Here is a 16,920-nt window from a genome sequence, read left to right as displayed (position 1 = left end):
GTGGGGGATATGTCCGGCAGGACAGAGGGGGGCGCTGTCCCGCCGCCATCAAAGGTTCTGCACCCGTCGTGACGCTCTGAGGTAACGGCATGGATCCAGGGTCTCCGCGACGTCGCTTCGCTCCTGCTCCGCCCTGGGATGACGAAGGCATGGTGGCCTGTGGCTAGACTAATCCCCAGAGCCGCGCTCTTCGGCTGATGTCACAGCAGGCTTTTTCCGCTATGACCGCCTGAAGGACTCGTGAAGCGCTGCTTCACGGGCTATTCTCGGTGGACGTCGCTGAACAAAGGGGCAGGAGATGAGCAGCACAATCCGCGAAGCCGATCTTAGTGCCGACAGATTGGGACCTTCCAAGATCACGCCGCTGCCGGCGCGCACCGCCGCCAACGCGCCGACGCCGCAAGCGCACGGCATTGCCCGCAATCCCGGCATGAAGCTGGATCTCGGCTTCATGGAATCGATGCGCAGCGTCAACCGCTCGGCGCTGGAACGGCGTGTCGCCAGCCTGACCAAGCGGCGCTCGATCAAGGCCGACAACCAGGCCGCCTGGCTGCTGCGCGCCGTCGCCTGCATGGACCTGACCACGCTGAACTCGAACGACACCGACGAGCGCGTGCGCCGGCTCTGCGCCAAGGCGGTCAATCCGTTCCGCCGCGACATCGTCGAAGGCCTCGGCATCACTGGTGAAAAGATCCGCCCGGCGGCGGTCTGCGTCTATCACCCCTTCGTCGCCACGGCCGTCGATGCGCTGCGCGGCAGCGGCATCCATGTCGCCGCCGTATCCACCGCTTTCCCGCATGGCCTCACCCCGCTTTCCACACGTCTGCAGGAGATCGAAGCGTCGGTGAGCGACGGCGCCGACGAGATCGACGTCGTCATTCCGCGTGGCCTGGTATTCGCAGCGAAATGGCAGGAACTTTATAACGAGATCGTCTCGATGCGGGCCGCCTGCGGCGAGGCGCACCTCAAGGTCATCCTCGGCACCGGCGACCTCGCCACGCTGCGCAACGTCATGCTGGCGTCGATGGTGGCGATGATGGCCGGCGCCGATTTCATAAAAACCTCGACCGGCAAGGAAAGCGTCAACGCGACGCTGCCGGTCGGGCTTGCCATGGTGCGCGCCATCCGCGCCTATTTCGAGGAGACCGGCTACCTCATCGGCTTCAAGCCGGCCGGCGGCATTTCGACCGCGAAGGCGTCGCTCGATTGGCTGGTGCTGATGAAGGAAGAGCTTGGCCGGCGGTGGCTGGAGCCGGACCTGTTCCGCTTCGGCGCGTCCAGCCTTTTGACCGACATCGAGCGCCAGCTCGAACATCATCTGACCGGTCACTATTCGGCCAATCATCGCCACGCGATGGCGTGAAGCGGGTGAAGGTCTTGAAAGTCGAGTTCCGCGGCGTCCCCCTCTGTCCTGCCGGACATCTCCCCCACTTGGGGGGAGATCGGCTGTTTCGCCGACGGCGCCTCTTTTTTCGAGGTTGGCCGTTGGCGAAATCAAAGATGAAGGCCAATCTCCCCCCTCGTGGGGGAGATGTCCGGCAGGACAGAGGGGGGCGCCACGGAACGCCCACCAAGACGACTATCGGGAGCGCTCCATGAACATTCTCGAACGCTATCACGCCATGGAATACGGCCCGGCGCCGGAGGCCCGCAATGAGGCCGATGCCTGGCTTGCTGCGCGCGATTTTTCCAAAGCGCTGTTCATCGGCGGCGACTGGAAAGCAGCCGGCGGCGGCAAGACTTTTGATACCAGCGACCCGTCTTCGGGAAAATTGCTGGCCAAGGTCTCGGATGCCGGCGCTGTCGATATCGACGCGGCGGTTTCGGCCGCCGCCAAAGCGCTGCCGAAATGGGCCGCATCCACCGGCTACAGCCGAGCCAAAGTGCTCTACGCCATCGGCCGCGCCATGCAGCGCCACCAGCGGCTGTTTGCGGTGCTGGAATCGATCGACAACGGCAAGCCGATCCGCGAAAGCCGCGACATCGACGTGCCGCTGGCCATCCGCCATTTCATCCATCATGCCGGCTGGGCGCAGGCGCTGGACAGGGATTTCCCCGGCCATAAGGGTGTCGGCGTCGTCGGCCAGATCATCCCGTGGAACTTCCCGCTTTTGATGCTGGCCTGGAAGATCGCGCCGGCGCTCGCCGCCGGCTGTACCGTGGTGCTCAAGCCGGCCGAATTCACGCCGCTTACCGCCATCCTGTTCGCCGAGATCTGCGAACGATCCGGCGTGCCGAAGGGTGTCGTCAACATCGTCCAGGGCGGGCCGGAGGCGGGCGCGGCCATCGTCAATCATCCCGGCGTCCAGAAGATCGCCTTCACCGGCTCGTCCGAGGTCGGCAAGATCATCCGCAAAGCCACCGCCGGCTCGGGCAAGAAACTGTCGTTGGAGCTCGGCGGCAAGTCGGCCTTCGTCGTCTTCGAGGACGCCGATCTCGACAGCGCCGTCGAGGGACTGGTCGACGGCATCTGGTTCAACCAGGGCCAGGTCTGCTGCGCCGGCTCGCGCCTTTTGGTGCAGGAAGGCATCGCAGATGCCTTCATCGCCAAGGTCAAGACACGGATGGGCCGTTTGCGCGTCGGCAGCCCGCTCGACAAGAACACCGACATCGGCCCGCTGGTCGACCTGACCCAGCTCGATCGCGTCAGGGGTCTGGTCGCCGCAGGCGCAAAGCAGGGCGCCGTCTGCTGGCAGCCGGATGTGGCGCTGCCGGCTTCCGGCTATTATCACCTGCCGACGCTGGCAACAGGCGTTTCGCCGGCCAACATCCTGGCGCAGGAGGAGGTGTTCGGCCCAGTGCTGGCGACCATGACCTTCCGCAACACCGAGGAAGCGATCGAGCTCGCCAACAACACGCGCTACGGCCTGGCCGCTTCGGTGTGGAGCGAGAACATCAACCTCGCGCTGCACGTCGCGCCGCAACTGAAGGCCGGTGTCGTCTGGGTCAACGGCACCAATATGTTCGACGCCGCCTGCGGCTTCGGCGGCTACCGCGAAAGCGGTTTTGGCCGCGAAGGCGGGCGCGAGGGCATGTTCGAATATCTCTCGGCCAAACTGCCGCTCGGCCCTGTCGTCAAGCCGGCAGCGGCTACGGCCCAACCTATCGAGCAGGTCGAAGGCGACACTATCGATCGCACGGCAAAACTGTTCATCGGCGGCAAGCAGGTCAGGCCGGACGGCAATTATTCGCTTGCCGTCGCCACCGCCAAGGGCAAGCTTGCCGGCGAGGTCGGTCTCGGCAGCCGCAAGGATATCCGTGACGCCGTCGCTGCTGCACGTGCCTGCAAAGCCTGGCCGGAAGCGACCGCCTACAACCACAGCCAGGTGCTCTACTATCTGGCCGAGAACCTGTCCGGCCGCGCGGGCGAATTTGCGGCGCGTCTCACGGAGCTTACCGGCGCCACCGCCAAGGCGGCGCGCGAAGAGGTCGAGATGTCGATCGAGCGGCTGTTCCTCTATGCCGGCCTGGCCGACAAGTTCGAGGGCCGTGTCCACCAGCCGCCGGCCCGCGCCGTCACCTTGGCGCTGCACGAGCCGGTCGGCGTCATCGGCATAGTGGCATCCGACAATGCGCCTTTGCTCGGCCTGATCTCGCTGGTGGCGCCGGCGCTCGCCATGGGCAACACCGTCGTCGCGGTGCCGTCGGAAAAATATCCGCTGCTTGCCACCGATCTCTACCAGGTCATCGAATATTCCGACGTCCCGGCCGGCGCCATCAACATCGTCACCGGCCGCAGCGCCGAGCTCGCCGGCGTGCTGGCCAAGCACGACGATGTCGACGGGCTCTGGCTGTTCGCCGATGCCGAGACCTGCGCCAAGGCCGAAGCCGACTCTGTCGGCAATCTCAAGCGCGTCTGGACCGGCAACGGCCGCAGCCTCGACTGGGCGTCGACCGAGGCCGCCGGCGATGCCTTCCTGCGCCGTGCCGTCGAGGTCAAGAACGTCTGGGTGCCCTACGGCGACTGAGCGGTCGCCTTGCGCGCTGCGTCGGACGAGAAGCGTTCGGGCTTGACGGGCCAAAAGATGTTCTTTACCGAGAAAAAACATTTGCCCAAGCAAACAGCGATACAGGCGGCATGATTGTGCCTATCTGGCACATTGCGCCTTGGCCGCGTGCCGGTAAAAACCGGGCGGCCACAGAGGAGAAAAGCATGGCGGATCTGGCAGGCAAGATCGTTGTCGTCACGGCGGCGGCGCAAGGCATCGGCCGGGCGAGCGCGCTGGCTTTCGCCAAGGCAGGCGCTATCGTCCACGCCACCGACATCAACGAGGTGATGCTCGCCGAACTCGGCAAGACGGCTGGCATCAAGACCCGCAAGCTCGACGTGCTGAACGACGACGCGGTTGAAACCGCCTTTGCCGAGATCGGCGTCGTCGATGTGCTGTTCAACTGCGCCGGCTTCGTCCATTCGGGCTCGATCCTCGAGATGAAGGACGCCGACCTCGACTTTGCCTATGATCTCAACGTTCGCTCGATGATCCGCACCATCCGCGCCGTGCTGCCCGGCATGCTGGAGCGCGGCGATGGCTCGATCATCAACATGGCGTCGCTGGCCGGTTCGACCAAGGGCGTGCCGAACCGCTTCGTCTATGGACTGACCAAGGCTGCCGTCATCGGCCTGACCAAATCGGTCGCCGCCGACTATGTCGGCAAGGGCATACGCTGCAATGCCATCTGCCCCGGCACGGTCGAAAGCCCGTCGCTGGAGGACCGCATGCATGCGCAGGGCGACTACGAGGCAGCCCGCGCCGCCTTCATCGCCCGCCAGCCGATGGGCCGCCTCGGCACGCCCGAGGAAATCGCCGATCTCGCCGTCTATCTGGCCGGCGCCACCTATACGTCGGGACAGGCTTATAATATCGACGGTGGCTGGTCGATCTAAGAGGCCATTTGAAAACTCTGCTCCGTCGGGCGCTGACGCGGTTTTCTGCGCTTGCCCAGGCTCTCGTACTTTAAGTACGCTCCGCTCCGGTTTCTCGAAACCACGCCATTCGCCTCAGCGGAGCGAATTTGCAAACGGCCTCTGGTCGCAACTGGGAGAAAAATCGCATGAAATTGCTGCGCTATGGCGAGGCGGGGAGCGAGCGCCCCGGCCTGCTCGATGCGGATGGGACAATCCGAGACCTCTCCGCCCATGTCACCGACATTGCCGGCAAGGCGCTCGACCCGGCATCGCTTGAGACATTGTCGAAGCTCGATCCGCAATCGTTGCCGGCGGTTTCCGGCAAGCCGCGCATCGGCGCCTGCGTCGCCGGCACCGGCAAATTCATCTGCATCGGCCTCAACTATTCCGACCATGCCGCCGAGACCGGCGCCATCGTGCCGCCGGAGCCGATCATTTTCATGAAGGCAAGCTCGGCCATCGTCGGGCCTGACGACGATGTGCTGATCCCGCGCGGATCGGTCAAGACCGACTGGGAAGTCGAGCTTGGCGTGGTCATCGGCAGAAAAGCCAAATACGTCACCGAGGCCGAGGCGCTGGACTATGTCGCCGGCTATTGCGTCGCGCACGACGTTTCCGAGCGCGCCTTCCAGGCCGAGCGCCAGGGCCAGTGGACCAAGGGCAAGAGCTGCGACACGTTCGGGCCGATCGGCCCGTGGCTGGTGACCAAGGACGAGGTCAAGGACCCGCAGAACATCCCGATGTGGCTGAAGGTCAACGGCAAGACGATGCAGAACGGCTCGACCAAGACCATGGTCTATGGCGTCGCCTACCTGGTTTCCTATCTCAGCCAGTTCATGTCGCTGCATCCTGGCGACATCATCTCGACCGGCACACCGCCCGGCGTCGGCCTCGGCATGAAGCCGCCGGTGTTCCTGAAGCCCGGCGACGTCGTCGAGCTCGGCATCGAAGGGCTGGGCATGCAGAAGCAGACGTTCAAGGCGGACGAGTAGCGGCGTCGGCCTTCTCCCCTTGTGGGAGAAGGTGGCCGCGAAGCGGTCGGATGAGGGGTGCTCCAGCTGGCACAGACGGCACTCCGTCCAACACCCCTCTTCCGTCTCGGCGCTGCGCGCCGATCCACCTTCTCCCACAAGGGGAGAAGGAAAAAGGGAGGCGCTACTTCAGCACCTTCCCATCCGCTCCAAACCGATACGTCCTTGCCGGATCCGGCGTCGCGTAGAGCGTAGCGCCGGGCTCTGCGTTGTAGACGCCAAAAATGCGCACGGTGATCAGCCCGGCCTTCTCGCAGTCGAGATAAAGGTTGGTGTCTGCGCCGAGATGCTCGGCATGGACGACCGTACCCTTCCAGGCGCCGGATTTCGCATCGACGGTCAGGTGCTCGGGACGGACGCCGATGGTCCTGGCCGTTTCGCCAAGCCTGGCGCCGTCGACGAAATTCATCTTCGGCGAGCCGATGAAGCCGGCGACGAATTCATTCGCCGGCGAATTGTAGAGTTCCATCGGCCCACCGATCTGTTCGATCTTTCCCGCGTTGAGCACGACGATCTTGTCGGCCAGCGTCATCGCCTCGACCTGGTCGTGAGTGACGTAGATCATCGTCGCCTTCAGCCGGCGATGCAGTTGCGCAATCTCCAGCCTGGTGTTGACGCGCAGTGCGGCATCGAGGTTGGACAAAGGCTCGTCGAACAGGAAAAGCTTGGGTTCACGCACCACGGCGCGGCCGATGGCGACGCGCTGGCGCTGGCCGCCGGAAAGCTCGGCCGGCCGCCTTGCGAGATAGGGCTCCAGCGACAGCATCGAGGAGGCGATGCCGATGCGGCGGTCGATCTCGGCCGCCGGCGTGCCCGCCTGCTTGAGGCCGAGGCCCATATTGTTCTTCACCGTCAGATGCGGGTAGAGCGCATAGGTCTGGAACACCATGGCGATGCCGCGTTTGGCCGGCGGGGTTGCGGAGACATCCGCGCCGTCGATCACCACACGCCCCGACGTCGAATCCTCCAGCCCGGCGATGACCCTGAGCAGCGTCGATTTTCCGCAGCCGGAGGGGCCGACGAAGACGACGAATTCGCCATCGGTCACTTCGAGGTTGATGCCCTTCAGCACCTCGACCGGCCCAAAGGCCTTCTTCACATTTTCGATGTTCAGCGAGCCCACGGCTTCGTTCCTGTTCTAGAGTTTGACTGGTCTAGAGTCTGATTGGGGCGCCGCTGCGCACGCTCTCGTCGGCGGCAAGGCAGACGGCGAGCGACTTCACCGCGTCGTCCATATGGCGGGTCAGATCCAGATCCTCGCGGATCGCCTTGAGCAGAAAAGCCTGTTCGCGGTCACAGAGATCCTGATGGCCGGGTTCGCCCTCCATCGACAGCATCTCATCCGGCTTGGCGAACTTGCCGTCTGCGCCGGTCGCCGCATTGTGCAGGCGGATGGTCGAGGTCTTGGTGTGGGTGTCGATGTCGTCGGATTTGACGCCCTCCTTCATGACGATCGACACGCAGCCATTGGGCGAGATCACGTCCTTCACAAAAAAGGCCGTCTCCGAGATCATCGGCCCCCAGCCGGCCTCGTACCAGCCGACCGAACCGTCGTCGAACAGCACCTGCAGGTGCCCGTAATTGTACATCGTGGGCGCGATCTCGTCGGTCAGCCTCAGCCCCATGCCGCGCACCTCGACCGGCCTCGCGTCGGTGATCTGCAGCATCACGTCGAGATAATGCACGCCGCAATCGACGATCGGCGATGTCGTCTGCATCAACTGCTTGTGCGTCTCCCAGCTATGGCCTGAGGATTGCTGGTTGAGGTTCATGCGGAACACGTAGGGGCCGCCCAGTTTTCGCGCCTCGGCGATCAGCCTGATCCAGGACGGGTGATGGCGCAGGATGTAGCCGATCACCAGTTTTCTGCCGTTGGCCTTGGCCGCCGCGACCACGCGTTTGGCGTCCGCCACCGTCGTCGCCAGCGGCTTTTCGACAAAGACATGGCAGCCGGCCTCGAACGCCTTGACCGCATAGTCGGCATGGCTGTCGGAATAGGTGGCGATGCAGGCGACATCAGGTTTTTCGTCGCGCAGCGCCTCGTCGAAGGAGCGCCTGATGCTATAGCCGGAAAGCCCGGCCGGCAGCGGCACATCCGAGCGGTTGACCAGCGCGGCGATCTCGAAGCCCGGATTGGTGTGATAGGCCAGCGCATGGCTGCGGCCCATATTGCCGAGCCCGGCAACGACTACGCGAAGAGGTTCAGCCATCTCGATCTGCCTTTTCTTGCTTGCGGGCCACAAGTGCCACCATCACTTGTGGCTCGCATTCATCTGCGACCCGCAAAGCCGCTGCCTCGCTGTCACTGCGGGATAAAAGTCGGAAGCCATAGCCATCGACTCCGTCCTTAATCAGTGAAAGCCTCTGATCGTCAGGCAAGGGATGCTCAAGATTGAGCGCCAGGGTGAACGCCTTCGACTGCTCGTCTTCCATCTGGGGATTGACGCGCCAACGAATGTGACAGTTGTATTCTTTCGGCCGGCGTTCCTTCCCAAGCCGCGTAAACCAGACTGCGGCGTTCATATAGAACTGCGGCCCCCAGGAAGACTTCTGAAGGTTTAGCAAGCAGATGGTCTCCGGCCATTCGCGGTAGAAATTCGTGGCGCGAACGCCTCGAAATCCATAGCGGCTCGCTGTCTCGACAAGGGCCTGTACGATAATCTCTCGACCATCACTCATTTGACGGCTCCGGAAGTAATGCCGCGGATCAGCTGCCGCGAGAAGATGACGTAGAGGATCAGCACCGGCATGATCGCCAGCGACAGCGCGGCCAGAATCGCGTTCCAGTTGGTGACGAACTGGCCGAGGAACAGCTGGGCGCCGAGCGTCACCGTCTTGGTTTCCTCCGACGGCGCCAGGATCAGCGGAAACCACAGGTCGTTCCAGATCGGGATCATGGTGAAGACGGCGACAGTCGCCATCGATGGCCTTACCAGCGGCAGCACCAGCCGGAAGAAGATGGTGTATTCGGAAAGACCGTCGATGCGCCCGGCATTCTTCAGATCGTCCGACACCTGTTTCATGAATTCCGACAGGATGAAGACGGCAAGCGGCAGGCCTTGCGCAGTGTAGACCAGGATCAGCGCCGTCAGCGTATTGACCAGCCCGCTCGTCACCATCAGCTGCAGGATGGCGACGGTGGCGAGGCGGATCGGGATCATGATGCCGAGCGCCAGGTAAAGCCCCATCATGGAATTGCCGCGGAACCGGTATTCCGACAGCGCGAACGCCGCCATCGCACCGAACAGCAGCACGAAGAACAGCGAGGCGACGGTGACGACAAGGCTGTTCTGGAAATAGTGGATGAAGTCGCCCTGCCCGATGACAGTGGTGTAGCCGATCAGGTCGAAGGTTTTCGGGGTCGGCGGCGCCAGCGGCGCACCGAAGATGCCCGCGCGGGATTTAAACGAATTCATGATGACGATGATCACCGGAAACAGCGCGATCACTGTGTAGGTCAACAGCACCGCATGGGCGCCGATGGTGCGGGGCAGGGAATGGGTTGCCGTGCTCATCTTACGCCTCAAAACTGATAGCGACGCAGGCGCGTCTGGACGAGGAAGAGGTAGACGCAGACGCCGCCAAGGATGATCAGGAACATCATCGTGGCGATCGCCGCGCCCATGTTGGGATCGCCGATTTGCAGCTGGAAACCGAAGAAGGCGCGGTAGAGGAAAGTGCCGAGGATATCGGTCGAATAATTCGGGCCGGCCAGCGCGCCTTGCGCGGTGTAGATCAGGTCGAAGGCGTTGAAATTGCCGACGAAGGTCAGGATCGAGATGATGCCGATCGACGGCAGGATCAGCGGCAGTTTGATCTTCCAGAATTGCGACATGCCGGTGATGCCGTCGCATTCGGCCGCCTCGATCACCTCGTCGGGGATAGACAGCAGTGCCGCATAGATCAGCATCATCGGGATGCCGACGAACTGCCACACCGAGATCAGGCTGAGCGTGGTCAGCGCAAATTGCTCCTTGCCTAGCCACGGCGTGAACAGGCTTTTGAGGCCGACGAGATCCATCAGGTTCGGCGCCACGCCCCATAGCGGCGACAGGATCAGCTTCCAGGCGAAGCCGACGATGACGAAGGACAGGATCGTCGGCACGAAGATCGCCGTACGGTAGAAGGCGGAGAATCTCAGCCTCGGGCTGGACAGAAGTGCGGCCAGCAGGACGCCGATCGGGTTCTGCACCAGCATGTGGATTATGAAGAACCAGACATTGTTCCGCAGAGCGTTCCAGAAGCCCACGGACCAGTTAGGATCGCCGAACAGCGTGCGGAAGTTTGCCAGTCCCACGAAGACTTGGGACTGGTCGATGTTGCGGAACAAGGAGAGCTGCAGCGTGCCGGCCAGCGGCAGGATCATGATCGCCGTATAGACCAGCACTGCCGGCGCCAGAAAGACGCCGATGTGCCAGCGGAACGGTCGTTTCGGTGCTGCGGCCATGCGTTCGGTCCCCGCCGATCAGGTTCTTGCAATTGCCGCCAAAGGGCGCGGCGCCTCCCTCCCCCTCGAGGGGAGTGTGCCTCGCGAAGCGAGGCGGGTGGGGTCGGCCAAGGCAGTGCGCCATCGCGGTTTCGATCGTGCTTTCCAGCAACTATCAGGTCGCAGCCTGCTTTCACCCCTGTCGCCTTCGGCGACATCTCCCCCTCGAGGGGGGAGATAGCGCTTCGCCGCACTCTTACTTCGCCGGCTTATACCAGCTGTCGAGGCCGTCCTGCAGTTTCTTTGCGGCAGCTTCCGGCGTATCGGTGCCGTTGATGACGTTAGCCGATTCAACCCATGTCTCGTTTTCGAGGTTCGGCGTACCGCGGCCCAGGATCTGGTAAGTCGAGCGGATCGTCGACTTGCACTTGTCGCGCCAGGAGACGAATTCCTGGGCCAGCGGGTCTTCCATCTTCACCGGCGTGTTGTTCAGGCTGAAGAAGCCCGGCAGCGCATTGGCGTAGATGGTGGCAAAATCCGGCGAGGCGACCCAGGACAGGAAGGTCTTGGCCGCGTCGGCGTTCTTGGACGCCGCATTGAGGCCCATGCCGATGTCGGTGTGGTCGGAGATATAGCAGGTGTCGCCGGCCTTCTGCACCGGCGGCGGGAATGCGCCCATCTTGAACTGGGCTTGGGTGTTGAACAGCGCGATCTCCCACGAGCCGGCAGGGTAGATGGCGGCGCGGCCAAGCGTGAACAGGTTCTGGCTGTCCGGATAGGTCTGTGCCTCAAAGCCGTCGCCGAGATAGGGCTTCCATTTGGCGAGTTCGGCAAAGGGCGCGACCCACTGCGGGTCGGTCAGTTTTTGCTCGCCCTTGATCAGCGCGGTGCGGCCTTCCTCGCCCTTCCAGTAGTTCGGGCCGATGTTCTGGTAGCCCATGGTCGCGGCTTCCCAGAGGTCCTTGGTGCCCATCGCCATCGGGATGTAGGTGCCGTCGGCCTTGATCTTGTCGAGCGCGGCGTAGAACTCCTCATTGGTGGTCGGCACCTTGATGCCGAGCTGGTCGAAGGCGTCCTTGTTGTAAATGAAGCCGTGGATGACCGAAGCCATCGGCACGCAGAAGGTCGCCTTGCCGTCGTCGGTCTGCCAGGCGGCCTTGGCGACGTCGGAAAAATTCTCCATGCCCGGCAGCGCCGACAGATCGGCGAGGTTGCCCTTCTTGAAAAGTTCCAGCGACTTGTCGAACGGGCGGCAGGTGATCAGGTCGCCGGCCGAGCCGGCGGCGAGCTTGGCGCCGAGTGCGGCGTCATATTCGGTCGGCGCCGACGGCGCGAACACCACCCTGATGCCGGGGTTCTTGGCTTCAAAAGCCGGGATCAGCTTGTCCTTCCAGATGGCAAGGTCGTCGCCGCGCCAGCTTTCGATGTTGAGCGTTACGTCCTGGGCATAGGCCATTCCGGCTGAGCCGAGAATGCTGGTGCCGAGAAGAAGTGCCGTCAGTAGTTTCGTTGTCATGCTCAGTCTCCCTGTTGACCTTTTTCAGGTTCGGTTTTGAGAACAGAGGCTTTCTGCCTCATGCTCCCCTCAATCGCGGAAAGGGCCGGGCGCAGCTTCTGGCCGGTCCCTTCCAGTATCTTCTCGGCCGCATCGGCGCTGGCGGCGCCGGCGGCGAGCAGAATGGCGGTCTTGACGGCGCCGCAGCTCTTCTCGAGCAGGCGCGCCGCAGCGTCCCTGTCGCGCCCGCTGATCGCGGCGACGATGCGGGCGGCGCGGTCGCGCAGCTTGATGTTGTCGGCCATAAGATTGACCATATAGCCGTCATGGACATGGCCAAGATGGATGGCGGCCAGCGTCGACAGCATGTTGAGCGCGATCTTCTGGGCGGTGCCGGCGCCCATGCGCGTCGAGCCGGCGATCAGCTCCGGCGGCGTTTCGAGCAGTATGGCGATGTCGGCCAGCCGAAGCAGCGGCGCATCCTTGTTATTGGCGATGGCGATGGTTGCCGCACCCCGGCGCTGGGCGTCCTCGATCGCCGTGACCGCATAGGGCGTCGAGCCGCTGGCCGAGACCGCGATCAGGCAGTCGCCCTCGCCGATGCCGGCAGCGGCAACCGCCGCCGAGGCTTCTTCGGTGTCGTCCTCCGGCCCGCCGGCCAGTGTCTTGAAGGCATCGTCGCCGCCGGCGATCAGGATGGCGATACGGTCGCGCTGAATGCCGAAGGTACCCGGCAGTTCCAGCGCATCGGCCAGCGCCATCAGGCCCGAGCTGCCGGCTGCCGCGTAAGCGAGCTTGCCGCCGCTGTTCAGCCGGCTGGCGATGATCTCGGCTGCTTTGGCGATGGCGGGAATGGCGCCGCGCACCGCCTTGGCGGCCTCGATCTGCGCGCTGGCCAAAGAGGAAAGGATTGCGTCCGGAGCCTGGATGTCCAGCCCCTCGGCATTCTGGTGAAGCGCTTCGGTGCGCGTTTCGGCCATCCGCTTTCCCTCCAATCCAGAAAACAATACCAAAAAAATACCACTTGTCCACACGCATTAGCGACTTCCCTGCCCTGAAATCGCCGTTCAGGCAAAATACGGCGGTTTTTCAATCGGCTACGCCTTAATCTTTTTGAAACGGAAATTAATCCTTGGCTATTGGTATTTTATTGGTATTATCCGCCCGGAGGAGAAATCGTGTGAAATTCGTGCTTGGCATCGATGGCGGCGGCACCAGCTGCAGGGCGGCCCTTGCAACAGTGGAGGGCACCGTCATTGGCCGCGCCAAGAGCGGCGCCGCCAACATCCGCACCGATCTAACCGGCGCCAGGGCCAACATCGTCGACGCGGCGCGGCAGGCCTTTGTCGCCGCCGGACAAGACCCCGAACTGATCCCGCAGACCCCGGCCATCCTCGGCCTCGCCGGCGCCAATGTCGGCACCTACAGGCAGCAGCTCGAAGCAATCCTGCCGTTCAGCGTCAGCCGTGTCGAGACCGACGCCGAGATCGCGCTGGAAGGCGCGGTCGGCTCCGGTGACGGCGCCATGGCCATTCTCGGCACCGGCACCGCCTATATGGCGCGCAGACATGGCAAGTCGCGCGCCATCGGCGGCTGGGGATTCCAGGTCGGCGACCAGGGCAGCGGCGCCCGCATCGGCCGCGACCTGCTCGAGCAGACGCTGCTTGCCTATGACGGCATTCGCCAGGGATCACCGCTGACGCAGGCCATGCTCGCCATCTTCCGCGACAATCCCGAGGATTTGGTCGAGTTCACCACCAACGCCAAGCCCGGCGATTTCGGCGGCTTCGCGCCGAAGGTCTTCGAGCATGCCGAAAAGGGCGATGTCGTCGCAAAGTGGATCCTCGACAAGGCGGTCGCCGACGTCGAGGCAGCACTCGGCGTGCTCGATCTCGGCGACGACGATCCGCTGTGCCTGCTTGGCGGGCTGGCGCCGCTCTATGCACCACGCCTGTCGGCGCGTTATCGGGCGCTGCTGAAGCCGCCGCTCGACGATGCGCTTGGCGGCGCGGTGCAGATGGCGGTCCGTGTTTTCTCGAGTGCGACGGAGGCGGCGCGATGAGCGAAGCCGCCGATCAGATTTTCGCCACGCTGAAACAGTCGTCGCAAAGCGGCGCGCCGCTCTATCTGCAGCTCAGGAAGAGCATCGAGGACGCGGTCAATCGCGGCCTGATCGGGCCGGGCGATGCGCTGCCGTCCGAGCGCGACATTGCCAGCAAGGCCGACATTTCGCGCGTCACCGTACGCAAGGCGGTCCAGGATCTGGTCAAGGGCGGCATCCTCGTCCAGCGCCACGGCTCCGGTACCTTCGTTGCACCGCGGATGGAGCGCGTCGAGCAGTCGCTGTCGCGGCTGACGTCTTTCACCGAGGATATGGCGCGGCGCGGCATGGCGGTGCGTTCGGCCTGGCTCGACCGCGGCCTCTATGCGCCCTCGCCGGACGAGATGATGGTGCTCGGCCTGTCATCGAACGAACTGGTGGCGCGGGTGGCGCGCCTGCGCATTGCCAACGATACGCCGCTGGCGATCGAGCGCGCGGCACTGTCTGCCAGCGTGCTGCCCGACCCGGCAGGAATTGGGTCCTCGCTCTACGCTGCACTGGAAACCACCGGCCTCCGGCCGGTACGGGCGGTGCAGCGCATTTCCGCAGCTAATCTCGGTGGCGACGACGCGCGGCTGCTCGAAGTGCCGCCAGGTATTGCCGGCCTGCACATCGAGCGTATTTCCTATCTGGCGAGCGGCAAGGTGATCGAATTCACCCGCTCGATCTACAGGGGCGACGCCTATGATTTCGTCGCCGAACTCCGGCTGAGCGGGCCGGGCGAAGAGGGCCGGCCATGAGCGCGACGATCACCCATATGCGGCGCGAGATCGAGGAGATCCCGGAAGCCACTGCCCGCCTGCTCGACGGTTCGGCGGCGGTGCTGACCGAGGCCGGGCGCGGCATTCGCGAGCGCGATCCGCATTTCATCGTCACCGTGGCGCGCGGCTCCTCCGACCATGCCGCCACCTTCATGAAATATGCCGTCGAGCTGACCGCCGGCCTCGCCGTCGCCTCGATCGGCCCGTCGATCGCTTCGATCTACGGCGCCAAGCTCAAGCTGGCCGGCTCGGCCTGCCTGGCGATCTCGCAATCGGGCAAGAGCCCGGACATCGTCGCCATGGCGCAAGCCGCGAGAGCCGGCGGTGCCCTGACCGTCGCCATCACCAACACCACCGATTCGCCGCTGGCGCGCGCCTCCGATTATGCGATCGACATCCTCGCCGGCCCGGAACGCAGCGTTGCGGCGACCAAGACCTTCGTCAATTCCGCCGTCGCCGGCCTCGCCTTGATGGCGCATAGCACCGGCGACGATAAGCTTCTGGCAGCACTTGCCCGCATGCCGGAGCATTTTCGCAAGGCGATCGCCTGCGACTGGATGGCGCTGGCCGGTGCGTTGGAGACGCCGAAATCGCTGTTCATCCTCGGTCGCGGTCCGTCCGCTGCGATCGCCAATGAAGCGGCGCTGAAATTCAAGGAAACCTGCGCCATGCATGCCGAGGCCTATAGTGCTGCCGAAGTGATGCATGGCCCGCTGGCGCTGGTCGGGCCGGATTTTCCGGTGCTGGCGCTCGCCGCCCGCGATGCTTCCGAGCCATCGATCGCAGAGGCCGCCGACAGCCTGGCGGCCAAGGGTGCGGCCGTCTTCGTGACTTCGGACCAGGCGAAAAGCGCTCAGCACCTGCCGCATGTCGCCACCGGCCATCCGTTGACCGACCCGCTGGCGCTGATCGTGTCCTTCTATGGCTTCGTCGAGGCCTTTGCCCGTCATCGCGGTCTCGATCCGGACACGCCGCCCAATCTTCGCAAGGTGACGGAAACCATATGAGCGACCGTTTTGCCCTGACTGGCGCCCGGATTTTTGACGGCGACGACTGGCACGACGACGCCGCCCTTGTCGTGCGAGACGGTCTCGTCGAGGCCATCGTTGCCACCGGAGCCGTTCCGTCCGGCGTCGAGCGTATCGAAACCGGCGGCGGCATGCTTGCGCCGGGCTTCATCGACCTGCAGGTCAATGGCGGCGGCGGCGTTATGCTCAACGACCATCCCGACGTCGCCTCTATCGAAACTATCTGTCGGGCGCACGCGCCGTTCGGTACAACCGCGCTGTTGCCGACGCTGATCACCGACACGCCTGCCATCACCGCAGCGGCGGTTGCCGCCGGAGCGGAGGCCGCAAGGCAAAAGGTGCCTGGCTTTTTGGGCCTGCATCTCGAAGGCCCGCATCTGTCGATCGCCCGCAAGGGCGCGCATGACCCAGCGCTGATCCGACCGATGCTGGATTCCGACCAGGCGATGCTGATTGCGACGCGAAAAACCCTGCCGGTGCTGCTGACCACGATCGCGCCGGAATCCGTCGACACCGTGCGCGTTTCGGGGCTCGTCGAGGCCGGCATCGTCGTCAGCCTCGGCCATTCCGACACCGGCTATGCCAAGGCGCGCGCGTTCGCCGATGCCGGCGCAACAATGGTCACCCATCTGTTCAACGCCATGAGCCAGATCGGCAACCGCGAGCCGGGGTTGGCGGGTGCTGCCATCGATACAGGCACATTGTTTGCCGGCATCATCGCCGACGGCATCCATGTCGATCCAGCCACCATGGCCATCGCTTTGCGCGCCAAGCAGGGCCCGGCAAAAATTTTCCTGGTCACCGACGCCATGGCGACGATCGGCACCGACATGACGTCGTTCACGCTGAACGGCCGCACCGTCTACCGCAAGGAGGGCAGCCTGCGGCTTGCCGACGGGACGCTGGCGGGCGCCGACCTCGACATGATCTCCGCCGTGCGCTTCGTCCACCGTGTCGTTGGACTGTACCTGTCGGAGGCGCTGCGCATGGCTTCGCTTTATCCGGCGCAGGCGATCGGCCAATCACACCGGCTCGGGCGGTTCGCCAACGGCACCGCCGCCGATATCGTTGCGCTGTCGGACGAATTGGACGTCAAGGGCGTCTGGATAGAAGGCGACAGGGTTTTCGAGGCCGGTGTCGCAAAGGGCGCCTAAGGTATCAGCCGTTCGGCC

At 64.0% G+C, this 16,920-nt stretch carries 15 protein-coding genes; 8 read left to right on the top strand and 7 right to left on the bottom strand.

What is annotated here, in order from left to right:
* The first annotated feature begins 298 nt into the window (after nucleotides 1-298).
* The 4 genes from deoC to BQ8482_RS02070 all read left to right on the top strand — a co-directional run bounded on the left by deoC (nucleotide 299) and on the right by BQ8482_RS02070 (nucleotide 5,898).
* Nucleotides 299-1,363, top strand: a complete 1,065-nt coding sequence (gene deoC / locus BQ8482_RS02085) for a deoxyribose-phosphate aldolase (protein ID WP_123146063.1) — start codon at nucleotides 299-301, stop codon at nucleotides 1,361-1,363.
* Nucleotides 1,364-1,595: 232 nt separating this feature from the next.
* A complete protein-coding gene (locus BQ8482_RS02080; protein ID WP_123146062.1) occupies nucleotides 1,596-3,968 on the top strand; it encodes an aldehyde dehydrogenase family protein in 2,373 nt (790 codons plus the stop codon).
* Nucleotides 3,969-4,153: 185 nt separating this feature from the next.
* The gene (locus tag BQ8482_RS02075) at nucleotides 4,154-4,885 is read left to right on the top strand and encodes an SDR family oxidoreductase (RefSeq protein WP_123147318.1); all 732 of its coding nucleotides are present in this window, start codon (nucleotides 4,154-4,156) and stop codon (nucleotides 4,883-4,885) included.
* A 167-nt stretch (nucleotides 4,886-5,052) separates the two neighbouring features.
* A complete protein-coding gene (locus BQ8482_RS02070; RefSeq protein ID WP_123146061.1) occupies nucleotides 5,053-5,898 on the top strand; it encodes a fumarylacetoacetate hydrolase family protein in 846 nt (281 codons plus the stop codon).
* 163 nt (nucleotides 5,899-6,061) lie between these two features.
* On the opposite strand, the gene BQ8482_RS02065 is transcribed toward BQ8482_RS02070, so the two are convergent.
* From BQ8482_RS02065 to BQ8482_RS02035, 7 genes are all read right to left on the bottom strand, one after another.
* A complete protein-coding gene (locus BQ8482_RS02065) occupies nucleotides 6,062-7,060 on the bottom strand; it encodes an ABC transporter ATP-binding protein (RefSeq protein WP_123146060.1) in 999 nt (332 codons plus the stop codon).
* A 31-nt stretch (nucleotides 7,061-7,091) separates the two neighbouring features.
* A complete protein-coding gene (locus tag BQ8482_RS02060) occupies nucleotides 7,092-8,147 on the bottom strand; it encodes a Gfo/Idh/MocA family protein (protein ID WP_123146059.1) in 1,056 nt (351 codons plus the stop codon).
* The gene (locus tag BQ8482_RS02055) at nucleotides 8,140-8,616 is read right to left on the bottom strand and encodes a DUF4304 domain-containing protein (protein WP_123146058.1); all 477 of its coding nucleotides are present in this window, start codon (nucleotides 8,614-8,616) and stop codon (nucleotides 8,140-8,142) included. Before BQ8482_RS02055 ends, BQ8482_RS02060 begins: the two co-directional genes overlap by 8 nt.
* Nucleotides 8,613-9,452, bottom strand: a complete 840-nt coding sequence (locus BQ8482_RS02050; protein WP_123146057.1) for a carbohydrate ABC transporter permease — start codon at nucleotides 9,450-9,452, stop codon at nucleotides 8,613-8,615. Before BQ8482_RS02050 ends, BQ8482_RS02055 begins: the two co-directional genes overlap by 4 nt.
* An 8-nt stretch (nucleotides 9,453-9,460) precedes the next feature.
* The gene (locus BQ8482_RS02045) at nucleotides 9,461-10,384 is read right to left on the bottom strand and encodes a carbohydrate ABC transporter permease (protein ID WP_123146056.1); all 924 of its coding nucleotides are present in this window, start codon (nucleotides 10,382-10,384) and stop codon (nucleotides 9,461-9,463) included.
* A 235-nt stretch (nucleotides 10,385-10,619) separates the two neighbouring features.
* The gene (locus tag BQ8482_RS02040; protein ID WP_123146055.1) at nucleotides 10,620-11,879 is read right to left on the bottom strand and encodes an ABC transporter substrate-binding protein; all 1,260 of its coding nucleotides are present in this window, start codon (nucleotides 11,877-11,879) and stop codon (nucleotides 10,620-10,622) included.
* A 2-nt stretch (nucleotides 11,880-11,881) separates the two neighbouring features.
* Nucleotides 11,882-12,838 carry an N-acetylmuramic acid 6-phosphate etherase gene (locus BQ8482_RS02035; protein ID WP_123146054.1) on the bottom strand — a complete coding sequence of 319 codons (957 nt, stop codon included), beginning with the start codon at nucleotides 12,836-12,838 and terminating at the stop codon, nucleotides 11,882-11,884.
* 200 nt (nucleotides 12,839-13,038) lie between these two features.
* Between BQ8482_RS02035 and BQ8482_RS02030 the strand changes: the two genes are divergently transcribed.
* Genes BQ8482_RS02030 through nagA form a run of 4 tightly spaced genes read left to right on the top strand, consistent with a single transcriptional unit; the run spans nucleotide 13,039 to nucleotide 16,902 of the window.
* Nucleotides 13,039-13,920: a glucosamine kinase nucleotide-binding domain-containing protein gene (locus BQ8482_RS02030; protein ID WP_123146053.1), complete on the top strand. Its 882-nt coding sequence runs from the start codon at nucleotides 13,039-13,041 to the stop codon at nucleotides 13,918-13,920.
* Complete coding sequence (locus BQ8482_RS02025) at nucleotides 13,917-14,699, top strand: GntR family transcriptional regulator (protein ID WP_123146052.1); 783 nt, start codon at nucleotides 13,917-13,919, stop codon at nucleotides 14,697-14,699. The genes BQ8482_RS02030 and BQ8482_RS02025 overlap by 4 nt, the downstream gene beginning before the upstream one ends.
* A complete protein-coding gene (locus BQ8482_RS02020) occupies nucleotides 14,696-15,727 on the top strand; it encodes an SIS domain-containing protein (RefSeq protein WP_123146051.1) in 1,032 nt (343 codons plus the stop codon). Before BQ8482_RS02025 ends, BQ8482_RS02020 begins: the two co-directional genes overlap by 4 nt.
* A complete protein-coding gene (gene nagA / locus BQ8482_RS02015; protein WP_123146050.1) occupies nucleotides 15,724-16,902 on the top strand; it encodes an N-acetylglucosamine-6-phosphate deacetylase in 1,179 nt (392 codons plus the stop codon). Before BQ8482_RS02020 ends, nagA begins: the two co-directional genes overlap by 4 nt.
* The last annotated feature ends 18 nt before the right edge of the window (nucleotides 16,903-16,920 follow it).

It is taken from the genome of Mesorhizobium delmotii (assembly GCF_900149755.1).
In the GTDB taxonomy this organism is placed as follows: domain Bacteria; phylum Pseudomonadota; class Alphaproteobacteria; order Rhizobiales; family Rhizobiaceae; genus Mesorhizobium; species Mesorhizobium delmotii.
This window is presented reverse-complemented; position numbering and strand designations above follow the sequence as displayed.